The sequence below is a fragment of the Dyella sp. genome, from assembly GCF_035685805.1.
Taxonomy (GTDB): domain Bacteria; phylum Pseudomonadota; class Gammaproteobacteria; order Xanthomonadales; family Rhodanobacteraceae; genus Dyella_A.
Map to the genome: position 1 here is coordinate 1 of NZ_DASSAB010000048.1, position 14,728 is coordinate 14,728.

Annotated in this window: 14 protein-coding genes and 1 pseudogene; 4 read left to right on the forward strand and 11 right to left on the reverse strand. The window is 67.3% G+C overall.

Annotation, left to right across the window (positions count from 1 at the left end; translation table 11 throughout):
* From VFG40_RS14445 to VFG40_RS14490, 10 genes are all read right to left on the reverse strand, one after another.
* Positions 1–382, reverse strand: a 382-nt coding sequence (locus VFG40_RS14445; protein ID WP_525931243.1) for a thioredoxin domain-containing protein, incomplete at its 3' end; no start/stop codon positions are given.
* A gap of 154 nt (positions 383–536) precedes the next feature.
* Positions 537–2,147, reverse strand: a complete 1,611-nt coding sequence (purH, locus tag VFG40_RS14450) for a bifunctional phosphoribosylaminoimidazolecarboxamide formyltransferase/IMP cyclohydrolase (RefSeq protein ID WP_324898716.1) — start codon at positions 2,145–2,147, stop codon at positions 537–539.
* Positions 2,148–2,299: 152 nt separating this feature from the next.
* Entirely contained in the window at positions 2,300–2,587 is a 288-nt protein-coding gene (locus VFG40_RS14455; protein ID WP_324898718.1) for a helix-turn-helix domain-containing protein, read from the reverse strand.
* Between the two features lie 156 nt (positions 2,588–2,743).
* Positions 2,744–3,574, reverse strand: a complete 831-nt coding sequence (locus tag VFG40_RS14460; protein ID WP_324898720.1) for a zinc-ribbon and DUF3426 domain-containing protein — start codon at positions 3,572–3,574, stop codon at positions 2,744–2,746.
* 118 nt (positions 3,575–3,692) lie between these two features.
* Entirely contained in the window at positions 3,693–4,589 is an 897-nt protein-coding gene (gene prmA / locus VFG40_RS14465) for a 50S ribosomal protein L11 methyltransferase (RefSeq protein WP_324898721.1), read from the reverse strand.
* A 113-nt stretch (positions 4,590–4,702) separates the two neighbouring features.
* Positions 4,703–6,073, reverse strand: coding sequence for an acetyl-CoA carboxylase biotin carboxylase subunit (accC, locus tag VFG40_RS14470; protein ID WP_324898723.1), 1,371 nt, complete (start codon positions 6,071–6,073; stop codon positions 4,703–4,705).
* Between the two features lie 11 nt (positions 6,074–6,084).
* Complete coding sequence (gene accB / locus VFG40_RS14475; protein WP_324898725.1) at positions 6,085–6,540, reverse strand: acetyl-CoA carboxylase biotin carboxyl carrier protein; 456 nt, start codon at positions 6,538–6,540, stop codon at positions 6,085–6,087.
* Between the two features lie 88 nt (positions 6,541–6,628).
* Entirely contained in the window at positions 6,629–7,078 is a 450-nt protein-coding gene (gene aroQ / locus VFG40_RS14480) for a type II 3-dehydroquinate dehydratase (protein ID WP_324898727.1), read from the reverse strand.
* Positions 7,079–7,227: 149 nt separating this feature from the next.
* Complete coding sequence (locus VFG40_RS14485) at positions 7,228–7,767, reverse strand: TlpA family protein disulfide reductase (RefSeq protein WP_324898729.1); 540 nt, start codon at positions 7,765–7,767, stop codon at positions 7,228–7,230.
* Entirely contained in the window at positions 7,767–9,947 is a 2,181-nt protein-coding gene (locus tag VFG40_RS14490) for a protein-disulfide reductase DsbD family protein (RefSeq protein WP_414649307.1), read from the reverse strand. The genes VFG40_RS14485 and VFG40_RS14490 overlap by 1 nt, the downstream gene beginning before the upstream one ends.
* A gap of 331 nt (positions 9,948–10,278) precedes the next feature.
* Between VFG40_RS14490 and VFG40_RS14495 the strand changes: the two genes are divergently transcribed.
* The 4 genes from VFG40_RS14495 to nrtS all read left to right on the forward strand — a co-directional run bounded on the left by VFG40_RS14495 (position 10,279) and on the right by nrtS (position 14,266).
* On the forward strand, positions 10,279–10,572 hold the full coding sequence (locus VFG40_RS14495) for a co-chaperone GroES (RefSeq protein WP_324898733.1): 294 nt from the start codon (positions 10,279–10,281) through the stop codon (positions 10,570–10,572).
* Between the two features lie 129 nt (positions 10,573–10,701).
* Positions 10,702–12,357 carry a chaperonin GroEL gene (gene groL, locus VFG40_RS14500; protein ID WP_324898735.1) on the forward strand — a complete coding sequence of 552 codons (1,656 nt, stop codon included), beginning with the start codon at positions 10,702–10,704 and terminating at the stop codon, positions 12,355–12,357.
* 726 nt (positions 12,358–13,083) lie between these two features.
* Positions 13,084–13,890, forward strand: a complete 807-nt coding sequence (locus tag VFG40_RS14505) for a hypothetical protein (protein ID WP_324898737.1) — start codon at positions 13,084–13,086, stop codon at positions 13,888–13,890.
* A 166-nt stretch (positions 13,891–14,056) separates the two neighbouring features.
* Positions 14,057–14,266 (forward strand): nitrate/nitrite transporter NrtS, encoded by a 210-nt coding sequence (gene nrtS, locus VFG40_RS14510; RefSeq protein WP_324898739.1) that lies wholly within the window; start codon positions 14,057–14,059, stop codon positions 14,264–14,266.
* Between the two features lie 135 nt (positions 14,267–14,401).
* On the opposite strand, the pseudogene VFG40_RS14515 reads toward nrtS, so the two are convergent.
* Positions 14,402–14,728 (reverse strand): annotated as a pseudogene (locus VFG40_RS14515) (hypothetical protein); the annotation flags it as partial.

A 14,728-nucleotide genomic window follows, 5' to 3' on the forward strand; every position in this document is an offset into this window, starting at 1 on the left:
CCTCCACGCGCTGGTCCTCGTAATACAGGCTGCTGGCGATCGGATGGTGCGAGTCGTGCACTTCGGCGACCAGGTCGGTGATGGTCAGCTGCAGCTGGTGCGCATACAGCCGCCGGCTCTCGCTTTCCGGCACCAGGCCGAGCGGCGGCCCGAGGTACTGCAGGATGTTCGCGGTGTGCGCAATCAGCAGGCGGCCGGCCTTGAGGAACGGCGGCGCGAACGGCAGCGCACCCTCGTGCACGCCGTCGAGGTAGCGCACGATGGCGTCGTCGCCCTCCTCGCGGGCCACGTCGACGTAGCTGGCGCCGGCGTCTTCCAGCGCCAGCCGCACGAACTCGCCGCGGCCCTGGATGCCGGTCCAGTAATACAGTTCGTAACGCATGGCCATGTCCCCGGACTTGGCTCGAGCGTGGCACGCGCGACTTCTACGGGGTGTGTAGGCGCCCGCTGGCGGGCGATGCCTTGAAAGCCCCGATTCGGGATTCGCCAAAGCAGGAGCATCGCCCGCCAGCGGGCTCCTACAGGGCTACGCGATCTCAGTGGCGGAAGTGGCGCATGCCGGTGAACACCATCGCCATGCCGTGCTCGTCGGCGGCGGCGATCACCTCGGCGTCGCGCATCGAGCCGCCGGGCTGGATCACCGCGCTGATGCCCGCCGCGGCGGCGGCGTCGATGCCGTCGCGGAACGGGAAGAACGCGTCGCTGGCCATCACCGAGCCGCGCACCTCGAGCTTCTCGTCGGCGGCCTTGATGCCGGCGATCTTCGCGCTGTAGACGCGGCTCATCTGGCCGGCGCCGATGCCGATGGTCTGGCGGTTGTGCGCGTAGACGATGGCGTTGGACTTGACGAACTTGGCCACCTTCCAGGCGAAGATCAGGTCATCGATCTGCTGCGGCGTCGGCGCCACCTGGGTGACCACCTTGAGGTCCTCGGCCTTCACCATGCCGGTGTCGGCGGTCTGGATCAGAAGGCCCGAACCGACCCGCTTGACGTTGTTGCCCGGGTGCGCGGCGAGCAGGTCGGTGCCCGGCGGCACCGGGATTTCCAGCACGCGCACGTTACCCTTCTTGGCGAAGGCCTTGAGCGCGTCGTCGCTGTAGGACGGCGCCAGCACCACCTCGACGAACTGGCGCGCCACGATCGCCTGCGCGGTGGCGCCGTCGCACTCGCGGTTGAAGGCGATGATGCCGCCAAAGGCCGAGGTCGGGTCGGTCTGGTAGGCCAGGTCATACGCGGTGCCGACGCCCTCAAGGCTCACCGCCACGCCGCAGGGGTTGGCGTGCTTGACGATCACGCAGGCGGGCTTGACGAAGCTGCGCACGCATTCCCAAGCGGCGTCGGCGTCGGCGATGTTGTTGAACGACAGTTCCTTGCCCTGCAGCTGCTTGAACGTGGCCAGCGTGCCGGCGTGCGGGTACAGGTCGCGGTAGAACGCGGCGCTCTGGTGCGGATTCTCGCCGTAGCGCAGATCCATCACCTTGACGAAGCGGCCGTTGCTCTGCGCGGGGAACACCTCGTGGCCGGCGATCGCCTCGTGCGCATCATCGAGCTTGAGGCCCGAGAGGTAGTCGCTGATCGCGCCGTCGTAGTTGGCCACGTTGTTGAACGCGGCGACGGAGAGCTTGAAGCGGGTGGCACGGGTGAGGCCGCCGTGCTGTTCGATCTCGGCGATAGCCTCGTCGTACTGCGCGGGGTCGGTGAGCACGCCGACGTCGTTCCAGTTCTTCGCTGCCGAACGCAGCATCGCCGGGCCGCCGATGTCGATGTTCTCGATCGCGTCTTCCAGCGTGCAGCCGGGCTTTGCCACGGTGGCCTCGAACGGATACAGGTTCAGCACCAGCAGGTCGATCGGCGCGATGCCGAGCTCGGCCATCACCGCATCGTCGGTGCCGCGACGGCCGAGCAGGGCGCCGTGCACCTTCGGGTGCAGCGTCTTGACGCGCCCGTCCATGATCTCGGGGAAGCCGGTGAGCTCGCTGACGTCGGTTACCGCGACGCCGGCCTCGCGCAGTGCCCGGGCGGTGCCGCCGGTGGAAAGCAGCTGCACGCCGGCCGCCGCGAGGCGCTTGCCCAGGTCGAGCAGGCCGTTCTTGTCGGAGACGCTGAGCAGGGCGCGGCGAACGGGCGTGACGGCGGGGGCGGGCATGGCGGCTTCCGGGCGTTGGAAACCGGCGATTATAGCCGAGAAGCGGCGGCCGACGGGCTCCGGCCGGTCGTGGCGAACCGGCCGTCTGGACGTCCAAATGAAAAAGGGCCCTCGCGGGCCCCGGCGTCACGGCAGCTGGCGATGGCCGGCGGTCAGAGCAGGCCGTGCTGCGACAGCTTCTTGCGCAGCGTGGCGCGGTTGATGCCCAGCGCGGTGGCCGCGCGGCTCTGGTTGCCCTCGTGGAACGCCATCACCTCGCGCAGCAGCGGGCCTTCGACCTCGCGGATGACCAGCGCGTGCAGACCCTCGGTGCACGCGGTGTCGCCGATGTCAGCCAGATAGCGGCGCACGGTGCGGCTGACGCACTCGCTCAGCGCGCTCTGCGACGAAGTCTCCCTGCTGGCCTCGTACACAGGCAGTCTGACGGCGTTCACTGACATATCCCTCACGTCCTGAGGCGGCGACTGCTTCGGTCGTCGCGCTGGTTATGGCTATTGCCGCTTCGGCGGCGAGCATCGCCGACCGGGCGGTCGGATGCGCGAAGGGGCTGAGTGTACCCGCGCCGACGCACAAAATTAAGTGCGCGACCGGCTTGACTATTCGAAGCCGAACTCGAACGCGACCGCTTTGTTGCCCGGATCTTCGACCTCCAGCACCAGCGCCGTGGTCGCGCCCGGTGCCATCCCTGCGCGCAGGCTTTCGTTGTCGTCCAGGTACTCCGACGGGCGCAGGCGGCGCATCGCCACGCGCCGGCCCTGGGCGTCGGCCAGCACCAGGCTGACCACGGGGTAGGGCTGCGTGAACGGCGCCTCGTTGCGCACGGTGGCGCTGATCATCAGCGCGCCCGGAACGCTCGGGTGCGCTTCGACATCGCGCGCGATCAGCCGCAGCTGATCGACGCGGGAGACCAGCGGCAGCCGGCAACCGAGCGCGCTGCATGCCTGGCGCAGCCAAGGGCCGGTATCGGGGTCGGCCAGCAGCACGTTGCGTTGCGCCCAGGCCAGCTGCGCTCCGAGTGTGGCGGCAAGCGCCAGGCACACCAGCACCCACGGCCAGCGCCGCTCGCCGGTGTCGCGACGAGAGCCGCGCTCGCCCGAGCGCGCGGCGCGGCCGCCACGGGCAAAGCGCGGGGTGAATACGAGATTGCCGAAATCATCGCCCGACGGGGTGGCCGGTGCATCGACGCCGACCACGGCTGCCGGCTCCGGTCGCGGCCGGTACACGGCCAGCTCCAGCCGCGGCGGCGAACCAGCCGCGACCGGCGGCGCGAGGCGGGTGAACGGTTCGGGTGGCAGTTGCGCCACCAGGCAGGCGAGCGCGTCGAACACCTGGTCGCAGTGGCCGCATTGCACGTGACCGCCCGCCGGCGCCAGGGCATCGGCGTCGAGCGAAAACACGGTGAGGCACTCGGGACACTGGGTGTACATGCGAAAAGCGGTCGCGCATTGGCTGGATGCGGGTAAGCCTAGTGTGGCGTCCTGCGCTTGGCGACCTCTGCGTCGGCGGGGCGGTTGCCGTTCGTGCGCATGCCATCGCCCGCCGGCGTCAGCGGCGAAGCCCGCTGATGCGGATCCAGCCGTCGCGGGCGTCCACGCGCAGCTGCTCGAACCACTCCCCGTAGCGGGCCAGCAGCTCGTCCTGCTGGCCGTCCAGAATCCCGGAGATCGCGAACGGTGCGCCCGGCCGCGCCGCCGCGGCGAAGGTGGGCGCCAGCTCGCCGAGCGGGCCGGCCAGTATGTTGGCCACGAACACGTCCGCGGGCGCGCTGTCGAAATCCTGTGGCAGCGACACCGTCAACCGTTCGGCCACGTCATTGCGCTGCGCATTGTCGATCGAGGCGGTCAGCGCCTGCGGGTCGTTGTCCACACCCACCGCGTGGGCGGCGCCCAGCTTGAGCGCGGCGATGGCGAGGATGCCCGAGCCGCAGCCGAAGTCGGTTACGGCGCGACCGGCCAGCTCCAGACCGTCCAGCCACTCCAGGCACAGGGCGGTGGTGGGATGGGTGCCGCTGCCGAAGGCCAGCCCCGGGTCCAGCCGCACGACCACGAGCTCTTCGTCGGCCGGCGGCTCGATATTCCACGGGTAGATCCACAAGCGGCGCCCGAACGGCATCGGGTGGAACTGGTCCATCCATGCCCGCTCCCAGTCCTGGTCGGCGACCTCGGCAAAGCTGAGCTGGTCCGGCTCCAGCCATGGCAGAAACTCGCCAAGCGCCTCGCTCAGTCCACGACGGTCCGCGCCGGCGTCGAACAGCGCATTGAGGGTGATCGTGGACCACAGCGGCAGCTCACCCACCCCCGGCTCGAAGATGGCCTGCTCGTCCGGCGTTTCCGCGTCGGCGTCGCGCAGCGTGATCGAGAGTGCGCCCAGTTCCTCCAGCGCATCTTCCACGCTGGGTTGCTGCTCGAGGCGCACGACGAGGGAGAGTTCGAGGAAGGGCATGCGGCGGATCCAGCCTGCGGAAGCGGGGAAGCAATGGAGACGATGGGCGGGACAAACGCGAGGCGGGCGCCATGGCGCCCGCCCCGGATGTTCCAGTCGAACGGTGGCGCCGCTCAGTGGTCCGAGGCGGGCGGATGGCCCTTCTGCTCGGCCATGCGCTTTTCCAGGTAGTGGATGTTCTGGCCACCCTGCTGGAAACCGACGTCGGCCATGATCCGCTGCTGCAGCGGGATGTTGCACTTGACCCCTTCGATCACCGTCTCGGCCAGCGCCAGGCGCATGCGCGCGATGGCGGTGGCGCGGTCGCGGCCGTGCACGATCAGCTTGCCGATCATCGAGTCGTAGTTCGGCGGGATGCGGTAGCCGTCGTACAGGTGGGTGTCCACGCGTACGCCCGGGCCACCCGGCGCCTCGAAACGCTTCACGGTGCCGGGGCTGGGCATGAAGCTGTCCGGGTCCTCGGCGTTGATGCGGCACTCGATCGCGTGGCCGGTGATCTTGATGTCTTCCTGGCGGATCGACAGCTTCTCGCCGCCGGCGATCAGCAGCTGCTCGCGGACCAGGTCGACGCCGGTGATCAGCTCGGTCACCGGATGCTCCACCTGGATGCGGGTGTTCATCTCGATGAAGTAGAAGCGCCCGTTCTCGAACAGGAACTCGAAGGTGCCGGCGCCGCGGTAGCCGATGCGGATGCAGGCATCCACGCAGACCTTGCCGATCTCGGCGCGTAGCTCGGGCGTGATGCCCGGCGCCGGTGCTTCTTCCACCACCTTCTGGTGGCGGCGCTGCATCGAGCAGTCGCGCTCGCCCAGGTGAATGGCGTTTCCCTGGCCATCGGCCAGCACCTGGATCTCCACGTGGCGCGGGTTCTCCAGGAATTTCTCCATGTACACCATGTCGTTGCCGAAGGCAGCTTTGGCCTCCTGCTTGGTCATGGTGATGGCATTGGCCAGGTGCGCCTCGGTGCGCACCACGCGCATGCCGCGCCCGCCGCCGCCGCCGGCCGCCTTGATGATCACCGGATAGCCGATCTCGCGGGCGATGCGGATGTTCTCGTCGTTGTCTTCGCCCAGAGGGCCGCCGGAGCCGGGCACGCACGGCACGCCGGCGGCCTTCATCGCCTTGATCGCCTCGACCTTGTCGCCCATCAGGCGGATCACGTCGGCGGTGGGGCCGATGAAGATGAAGCCGGACTGCTCCACCTGTTCGGCGAAGTCGGCTCGCTCGGAAAGGAACCCGTAGCCCGGATGGATCGCCTGGGCGTCGGTGATCTCGGCCGCGGCGATGATGCGCGGGATGTTGAGGTAGCTGTCGGTGGACGGGCCGGGGCCGATGCACACCGACTCGTCGGCCAGGCCGACGTGCTTGAGGTTGCGGTCCACGGTGGAGTGCACCGCCACGGTCTTGATGCCCAGACTGTGGCAGGCGCGCAGCACGCGCAGGGCGATTTCGCCGCGGTTGGCGATGACGACTTTCTCTAGCATGGGCACGTCGCTCAGCCGATCACGAACATGGGCTCGTCGAACTCGACCGGCTGGCCGTTCTCGACCAGGATGGCCTTGACCGTACCGGCCACGTCGGCCTCGATCTGGTTGAACATCTTCATCGCCTCGATGATGCCCAGCGTCTCGCCGGCCTTGACCTGCTGGCCGACCTTGACGAACGCCGCCGCGCCCGGGGTGGACGAGGCGTAGAACGTGCCCACCATCGGCGCCTTCACTACGTGGCCTTCCGGCAGCGCGTCGGCGGCCGGAGCCTCGGCGGGGGCAGCTGCCACAGGCGCGGCGGCCACCGCGACAGGCGCCGCCACCGGAGCCGGCGGCGCGACCGCCACGCTGCCCTTGGGCACGCGCGAGAGGCGTACGACTTCCTCGCCTTCCTTGATCTCCAGTTCGGCCAGGTTGGACTCCTCGAGCAGGTCGATGAGTTTCTTGATCTTGCGCAGGTCCATGGGACAAACCTTCTTGAAAGACTGCCGCTGCGAGCGGCGGGAAAGAATCGCCAACGGGGGCCTCGCGGCCGTCCGCATGCGGAAAAGGTCAGACTTCGGGTCGGGCCAGCTGCCGTACCGCGGCGTCCAGCGCCAGTCGGTAGCTGTCGCTGCCGAAACCGCAGATCACGCCCATGGCGATGTCGGCCAGGTAGGAGTGCCGGCGGAACGGCTCGCGCGCGTGCACGTTGGACAGGTGCACCTCGATGAACGGGATTGCCACCGCGGCGAGGGCGTCGCGCAGGGCGATGCTGGTGTGGGTGAAGGCGCCGGGGTTGAACAGGATCAGCGCGGTCTGGTCGTCGCGCGCCTGATGGATGCGCCCGATCAGTTCGTGCTCGGCATTGGACTGGTACCAGCTCAGTTCGTGCCCGGCCGACTGGGCCTGCTCGGCCAGGCCGCTGTTGATGTCCGCCAGCGTCTCGCGCCCGTAGATCTCCGGCTCGCGCACGCCCAGCAGATTGAGGTTGGGGCCATGCAGGGCCAGGATCTTTGCCATGCGGATGCCTATGCGGAGGCCGGACGGATCCGGAAGCGGTGCAGTGTGCGCGGGCAGGCGCGCCTTGTCCAGTTCGGCGTAGATCGGCGATGTTTGGCGGAGAAGTGCGCGTTAAACCGTGCGCGGACGTATGTAGCTGGCCGGGCGACTCAACCCGGGCCCGCCGGGTCCAGCCAGCGCTTGAGGGTATCGGCGTCGAGCGGGCCGCGCCGGCTCGCCAGCACGCGGCCCTGACGGTCCAATAGCACGCTGTAGGGCAGTACCTCGCTGGTGTTGCCCAGGCGCAGCGAGGTGCTGGGCGGCGCGAGGCTGCCCAGCCAGACCGGATAGGCGACCGGGTGCGCGCGCAGGAATGTCCGTACCCGGCCCGGTTCGTCCATGGCGATGCCCAGCACGATCGCCTGCGGATGTTCGGTGGCGGCGCGATCCAGTGCGGGCATCTCGTCCAGGCAGGGGCCACACCAGCTGGCCCAGAAGTTCACCAGCACGCGATGGCCGCGGTAGTCGGACAACCGGTGCATGCCGCCGACGGTATCGCTGAGGATGACGTCGGGGGCCGGCGCGCCGATCGCGATCGCCGGCACCCCGTCGGGCGCGTGCGCCAGCCGGCTGCGGTGCTGCAGCCAGCCACCGAGCGCAGCGGCCAGCACGGCCAGCGCCAGGATCGCCCAGGTCGATCGGCCGAACATCAGCGGCTGGCGTCCAGCAGGGCGCGTTCGACGAGGCCGCGGGTCAGCACCGTGGGCAACTGACGCCCCTCGCCACCGCCCTTGGGAAAGACGACATACAGCGGCACGCCGGGGGAGTGGTACTGCTGCAGGAACGCGGCGATGGTCGGGTTCACGTCGGTCCAGTCGCCCTTCATGTAGACCGCCCCGGTCTTCGCCAGCAGTGCCCGGAAGGCCTCGGTGTCGAGTACGGCGTGCTCGTTGGCCTTGCAGGTGACGCACCAGTCGGCGGTCATGTCCACGAACACCGGCGTACCGGCCTGGCGCAGCTCGGCCAGCCGCGCCGGCGTGTAGGCCACCACGCCCGGCGTCGCGGCCGCCGCGGCGGTCGGTCGCTGCACCTTGCCGAGATAGAACAGCGGCACCGCGGTCAGCACCAGCAGCACCAGCACCAGCAGTTTGCTGGCCAGCCCGCGGTGGCGACTGCGCTCGAACCACCACAGCGTCATCGCCAGCAGCACCATCGCCACCAGCAGCAGCCCGATCGCGTCGGCCCCGCGCTGCTGCGCCAGTACCCAGGCCAGCCAAACGGCGGTGAGATACATCGGGAACGCCAGCACCTGCTTGAGCGTTTCCATCCATGCCCCGGGGCGCGGCAGCCGCCGTGCCAGCGACGGCACGAAGCCGACCAGCAGGAACGGCAGCGAGAGACCCAGCCCAAGCATCAGGAACACCGCCAGCGCATAGGCCACGGGCGCCGCGAAGGCATACGCCAGGGCGCTGCCCATGAACGGCGCCGTGCAGGGACTTGCCACCACCACGGCCAGCACGCCGGTGAAGAAATCGCCGGCCGGGCCGGAGCGGTTGGCCAGCGCCGCGCCGGTGTTGCCGAGCGAGGCGCCGAACTGCACCACGCCGGACATCGACAGGCCGACCGCGAACATGATGCAGGCCAGCGCCGCCACCACCAGCGGTTGCTGCAGCTGTGCCCCCCAGCCCAGCGCGTGGCCGGCCGAACGCAGCGCCACGATCGCCACCCCGATGATCGCAAAGCTCGCGAGCACGCCGGCGGTGTACATCAGCGCATGGCTGCGCGCGCGGGCCGGGCTCTCGCCGCTCTCCAGCACGCTGACCGCCTTGATCGACAGCACCGGCAGCACGCAGGGCATCAGGTTCAGCACGAGACCGCCACCCAAGGCCAGCAGCAATGCCCACCACAGGCTCATCGCCGGCTCTGGGGCGGGGTCCTTCGCGGCGGGCGGCGTCGCCGCGTCCTTGCCACTACCGCCGGCGGCAACCTCGCTGCCCATGGTCACCGTGACGGAACGGCTCATCACCGGATAGCAGATGCCACCTTGCTGGCAGCCCTGGAAGCTGGCCTGCAGCGTCAGCTGCCGACGGCTGCCGAGATCGCCGTTGACGCCGACCGGCACTTCCACCTGATCGAAGTACACGGTGACGTCGCCATAGTGTTCGTCGTGATGGGCGGTGCCCGGCGGCCACGCCGGCGTCAGCTGGAGGGCCGGCGCATCGACCACCTTCAGCGTGGTCTGGTCGCGATACAGGTAATAACCCTTGGGCATGCTCCAGCGCAGCAGCAGCCGGTCGCGGGCGGTGGCGAGCGCCTCGAAGCGGAATGCCTGCTCCGCCGGCAGCGCATCGCCCGCCGCGCCAGCGCCGCGGTTTCCGCCGAGCGCCTGCAAGGTGGCGCCGAAGCCGGCGTCTGCAGCTGCCGCGGGGGCCGCGGCTGCGCCGGCCGGCAGCGCAAGGTCGAGCTTCTCGGTGTGCGGCGGATAGCAGATCTTCGGATCCACCTCATGGCAGCCCTGGTATTGCACGGCCAGGGTCAGCCGGGTGGTGCCCGCGACTGCCGTGTAGGGAATGCGGGCATCTACCGTGTGGTGGTAGGTCTCGACGTCGCCCAGGTACTCGTCGTGGTGTTTCTCGCCGTCGGGCAGTTGGGCTTCACCGAGACTGATTCCCTCGCCGCCGGTGAACTTCATCCTTCCGCGGTACAGGTAGTAGTCCGGCGCGATCGTCCAGTGCAGCTTGAGCACCCCCGGTTCGGCCGGGTCGGCGGACAGCTTGTAGGCTTCGGTAACCGGCAGCAGGTCCTGGGTGGACTGCGCCAGCACGGGCGCACCGATCAGCAGCGCGGCCAGGGCCAGCAGCAGTCGGGCGGCATGGCGCCCGGCAGACATCGATCGCATCACGACTCCAGCATGGTCGCCCGGGGGATGGGCAGAGGGGCGGGCAGATCGGCATTATGGCGCACCGTGCCCCGCCGCCGGTCTGCCGCAGCCGCGACCTGACGGCGCACCCGGCGCCACCGCTCCGGTGCCCATGCGGACCTCAATGCCGGCCCGGCTCTTGATAAGCGCACGTGCTAGCCCAACTTGCGTGGGAGCCCAACGAACCTCTTGCACGGGCAACGTGCGGCGCTAGAATTGGCACTCATCTGCACCGAGTGCTAACAAGGCGCCGGTTCGGGTCCCGTTTTTCGTCAACCATCCTTTTGAGCTGGAGCCACCCATGAGCAAACTTCGTCCGCTGCACGACCGCGTCATCGTCAAGCGCCTGGAAGAGGAGCGCGTCTCCGCCGGCGGTATCGTCATCCCTGACAGCGCCACCGAAAAGCCGACCCGCGGCAAGGTCGTCGCCGCCGGCACCGGCCTGATCATGACCGACGGCAAGGTCCGTCCGATGTCGCTGAAGGAAGGCGACGTGGTGCTGTTCGGCAAGTACGCCGGCCAGGAAATCAAGATCGACGGCGAAGAGCTGGTCTTCCTGAAGGAAGACGACATCGTGGCCGTGATCGAGGGTTGATCGGCTGGGGCTCCTGGCTGACCGGCTGAGCGCGGATCAAAAGCGCGCACGCCAGTCGCCGGTGGCTTCCTCTGGCAGCACCTCGCAAGAAAGTCCCATTCCTATTCAAATTTTTGAGGCAAAAATTTTATGGCAGCTAAAGAAGTCCGCTTCGGCGAAGACGCCCGCTCGCGCATCCTCAAGGGCGTGAACACCCTGGCCAATGCGGTCAAGGTCACCCTCGGTCCCAAGGGCCGCAACGTCGTGCTCGAGAAGAGCTTCGGCGCCCCCACGATCACCAAGGACGGTGTTTCCGTCGCCAAGGAGATCGAGCTGGCCGACAAGTACGAGAACATCGGCGCGCAGATCGTCAAGGAAGCCGCTTCCAAGACCTCCGACGTGGCCGGTGACGGCACCACCACCGCCACCGTGCTGGCGCAGGCGTTCATCCAGGAAGGCCTCAAGGCTGTGGCCGCCGGGATCAACCCGATGGACCTCAAGCGCGGCATCGACAAGGCGGTGATCGCCGCCGTCGGCGAGCTGAAGAAGCTGTCCAAGCCCACCGCTGACGACAAGGCGATCGCCCAGGTCGGCACCATCTCGGCCAACTCCGATTCCAACATCGGCGACATCATTGCCACCGCGATGAAGAAGGTCGGCAAGGAAGGCGTGATCACGGTCGAGGAAGGCTCGGGCCTGGAGAACGAGCTGGACGTGGTCGAGGGCATGCAGTTCGACCGCGGCTACCTGTCGCCGTACTTCATCAACAACCAGCAGAGCCAGCAGGTGGAGATGGACGACCCGTACATCCTGATCCACGACAAGAAGGTCTCAAACGTGCGCGAGCTGCTGCCCGTGCTCGAGGCCGTCGCCAAGGCCGGCAAGCCGCTGGTGATCGTGGCCGAGGAAGTGGAAGGCGAGGCGCTGGCCACGCTGGTGGTCAACACCATCCGCGGCATCGTCAAGGTTGCCGCCGTGAAGGCGCCGGGCTTCGGTGACCGTCGCAAGGCGATCCTGGAAGACATCGCGATCCTCACCAACGGCCAGGTCATTTCCGAGGAAGTGGGCCTGTCGCTGGAGAAGGCCACGATCAACGACCTGGGCCGCGCCAAGCGCGTGGTGATCACCAAGGAAAACACCACGATCATCGACGGCGCCGGCGAAGCCGAGCGCATCCAGTCGCGCATCGGCCAGATCAAGGCGCAGATCGAGGAGACCTCCTCGGACTACGACCGCGAGAAGCTGCAGGAGCGCGTGGCCAAGCTGGCCGGCGGCGTGGCCGTCATCAAGGTCGGTGCCGCCACCGAAGTCGAGATGAAGGAAAAGAAGGCCCGCGTCGAAGACGCCCTGCACGCCACCCGTGCAGCCGTCGAAGAGGGCGTGGTCCCGGGCGGCGGCGTGGCGCTGCTGCGCGCGCTGAAGGCGGTTGAGGGCCTGAAGGGCGATAACCACGAGCAGGACCTGGGCATCGCGATCACCCGTCGCGCGCTCGAGGCGCCGATGCGTGCGATCGTCTCCAACGCCGGCGAAGAGCCGTCGGTGGTGCTGAACAAGATCGCCGAAGGCAAGGGCAACTACGGCTACAACGCCGCGACCGGCGAGTACGGCGACATGGTCGAGATGGGCATCCTCGATCCGACCAAGGTCACGCGTTCGGCGCTGCAGAACGCGGCATCGATCGCCGGCCTCATGATCACCACGGAAGCGATGATCGGCGAAGCGCCCAAGAAGGAAGAGCACAACCACGGCGGCGGTGCCGGCGGTGGCATGGGCGGCATGGGTGGCATGGGCGGCATGGACTTCTGATGGCTCGGGCGCGAAAGCCTCCCTGCTTTCGCGCCCGGTCACGGCAGCACATCCGTGTGCTGCCGCAGAAGCGAAGTCCAAAGCGACAAAGCAAGGCCCCGCGAGCAATCGCGGGGCTTTTTTTGTCGACGAGATTTCACGCGCGGATGCGCCATCGCTGGAAGATTGCGACCGTCCGGCATCATGCGGACGATTGGGGCCCAGCTTGGACTGAGCGCGTCGTCGGCCGATGAGGGTTCGTCCCGCGTTGCATCGAGTGTTACAAGCCGGAGTCCCTCGGACAATCGTGGGTTTTTTGCGTGCCACGCAGGCGCCCACTCCAGGGCCGGTTTCCGGACGAACGTGTAGGCGGATGCGAGCGGCAACTCCCGCGCAGACCATTGCGCGGGAGACGTCAAGGCGCTGCACCTTCGGTACCCGTATCCCTTGATCGATCCGCGGTTGTGTCGAAAAAAATTACACTTTTGGGGGTGTGGACCAATGACGTTGCAAGCAAGATATTGAAAAACAAACTAATCTGATTTGGCATGAGGGATGCTTCGCAAACTTGCCTTTGAAGAGGCAAGCACCCAGCGACTCACGGGCGCATCGATGCGCAAGGGTTGGGACAGGAAGTCCGGTGATCGAGAGCGTGTGCATGGGGATACGCCACCAGCTGTTCGACCCCGTGATCCCCATGGGCGCGCGCTCCTGGGCTGTCAATCGCAACCCATTAGGAGACTCTCCATGAAAGCTTCAACGATTGCCGCCGCCCTTGCCGGGGCCCTGGTCATTGCCGTTGCAGGCGTTGCTTCGGCGACGCAAACCACCAGCAGCCTTCAGGTTTACGACGGCGTCCAGGGCGACATGATTGCCGGTAGCGGCATTCCCATCGACAACTTCACCCAGAACAGTTATACCGACATCGCCAACGACTCCAGCAACACCATTTACGTTTCGCTCAAGGCCCGCGATCGCGATACCGGCGAGGCCAACAGCCAAACCGGCAATGACTACTACATCGATCCCGGTTATTCGTCGACAAGTCCTTCGAAACCGAACCTCGAATACGACTATCAGTTTGATCCGGGCAGCGACGGAATAACCGATTTTTACCTGCAGTTGAAGGTGGATTTCGATCCCTCGGCAGGGACCGATTTTGCAACCATTGGGGGGAATGTCAGCAGTTTCTGGGTGGCGACCGAGGAGTTTTTCTTCAACGGCACCGACGGCTCGGGCGGGACCAATGCGTGGAATACCAACGCGGTTCCCTACGTCGTCAGCAACTCGGGCAATCTCGGCTTTTCGTTCTGGAGCACAGCCTTCGGCAAAAGCTACGACCCCAATCAATCGGGCGACTACGAAATAGAGTTCAACGTGTTCGATCCGACCGACACGACCTACCTCACCGGCTCAACCATCCATGCCATCGTCGGCAATCCTCTCGAGGTGTCCGTGCCTGAGCCCGGCGAAATCGAATTGATGGGCCTTGGCCTGCTGCTGATAGGCGGCCTGACATGGCGCTCGCGCAGGAAGCAGGCGCGCCTCGCCTGACCGTCGGAGAACTTCAACCAGGCGCACGAAGCCCCCCTGATCGGGGGCTTCGTTTTGCACGCCGCGGGAAGTCCAGGGGCGCCAAAGCGGCAAGCCATTGCGGGGCCGTGCCGCGCGCACCGCTATCCTCGCGCGATGATCGCGACCCTGAAAACTTGCCTGCACGGTGTTCGCGCCCGTACAGCTGAAACGCACGTTGCTGATCGCGTTCGTGGTCGGTACCTGGCTGAACCTGTTCAACCACGGCGACGAGCTGCTGCACGGCGTGATCAACGCGCACCTCGTGGCCAAGTTGGCGCTGAATTACCTGACGCCGTTCGTGGTTTCGAATGCGGGCCTGGTGGCGCACGGCTGCACTGATTCCATGCGCGTGTGATGGCTTCATTCCAGAGTGGGCGCGTCATCTCTTGCAGAAATCTCTTGCGAGCGGGTTCGGGCGGCACTCCAAAAATCTCCCCCGGAATCGCTTCCGGGGGTAAGTGTGTAGACGATTGTGCGACCTTTGATGTGGTTATGGCTGCTCGCTGCCCGATGAGGGAGGCGCCTGGTTCTGGCGATGCCCGCGATCGCTCGCGGAGTGGGTCTGCGTAGCCGCGTGACCGCTGACCGCGGCGCCGGCATTGCCGCTTGCGTTGATCCCGTTCACCGCGCTGCCGACCGAATTCGCGGTGCGACGGGTCGACTGGACCGCGGAGTTGGCGGTGTTGCGCACGGTCCCGCCGACACCACGGCCTACGTCGCCGGCTTGGCCTGCGGCCGCCGCGGTATTCAGCCCACCGCCTGCCATGGAGCTTGCGCCGGCATTGCCACTGCCGTTTGCAGAGCCGCCGGCGACGTT

Excerpts from the sequence above, each read along its gene's own strand:
- purH (WP_324898716.1), bottom strand. The coding sequence starts at position 2,147 with ATGCCCGCCCCCGCCGTCACGCCCGTTCGCCGCGCCCTGCTCAGCGTC.
- VFG40_RS14455 (WP_324898718.1), bottom strand. The coding sequence starts at position 2,587 with ATGTCAGTGAACGCCGTCAGACTGCCTGTGTACGAGGCCAGCAGGGAG.
- VFG40_RS14460 (WP_324898720.1), bottom strand. The coding sequence starts at position 3,574 with ATGTACACCCAGTGTCCCGAGTGCCTCACCGTGTTTTCGCTCGACGCC.
- prmA (WP_324898721.1), bottom strand. The coding sequence starts at position 4,589 with ATGCCCTTCCTCGAACTCTCCCTCGTCGTGCGCCTCGAGCAGCAACCC.
- accC (WP_324898723.1), bottom strand. The coding sequence starts at position 6,073 with ATGCTAGAGAAAGTCGTCATCGCCAACCGCGGCGAAATCGCCCTGCGC.
- accB (WP_324898725.1), bottom strand. The coding sequence starts at position 6,540 with ATGGACCTGCGCAAGATCAAGAAACTCATCGACCTGCTCGAGGAGTCC.
- aroQ (WP_324898727.1), bottom strand. The coding sequence starts at position 7,078 with ATGGCAAAGATCCTGGCCCTGCATGGCCCCAACCTCAATCTGCTGGGC.
- VFG40_RS14485 (WP_324898729.1), bottom strand. The coding sequence starts at position 7,767 with ATGTTCGGCCGATCGACCTGGGCGATCCTGGCGCTGGCCGTGCTGGCC.
- VFG40_RS14490 (WP_414649307.1), bottom strand. The coding sequence starts at position 9,947 with ATGTCTGCCGGGCGCCATGCCGCCCGACTGCTGCTGGCCCTGGCCGCG.
- VFG40_RS14495 (WP_324898733.1), top strand. The coding sequence starts at position 10,279 with ATGAGCAAACTTCGTCCGCTGCACGACCGCGTCATCGTCAAGCGCCTG.
- groL (WP_324898735.1), top strand. The coding sequence starts at position 10,702 with ATGGCAGCTAAAGAAGTCCGCTTCGGCGAAGACGCCCGCTCGCGCATC.
- VFG40_RS14505 (WP_324898737.1), top strand. The coding sequence starts at position 13,084 with ATGAAAGCTTCAACGATTGCCGCCGCCCTTGCCGGGGCCCTGGTCATT.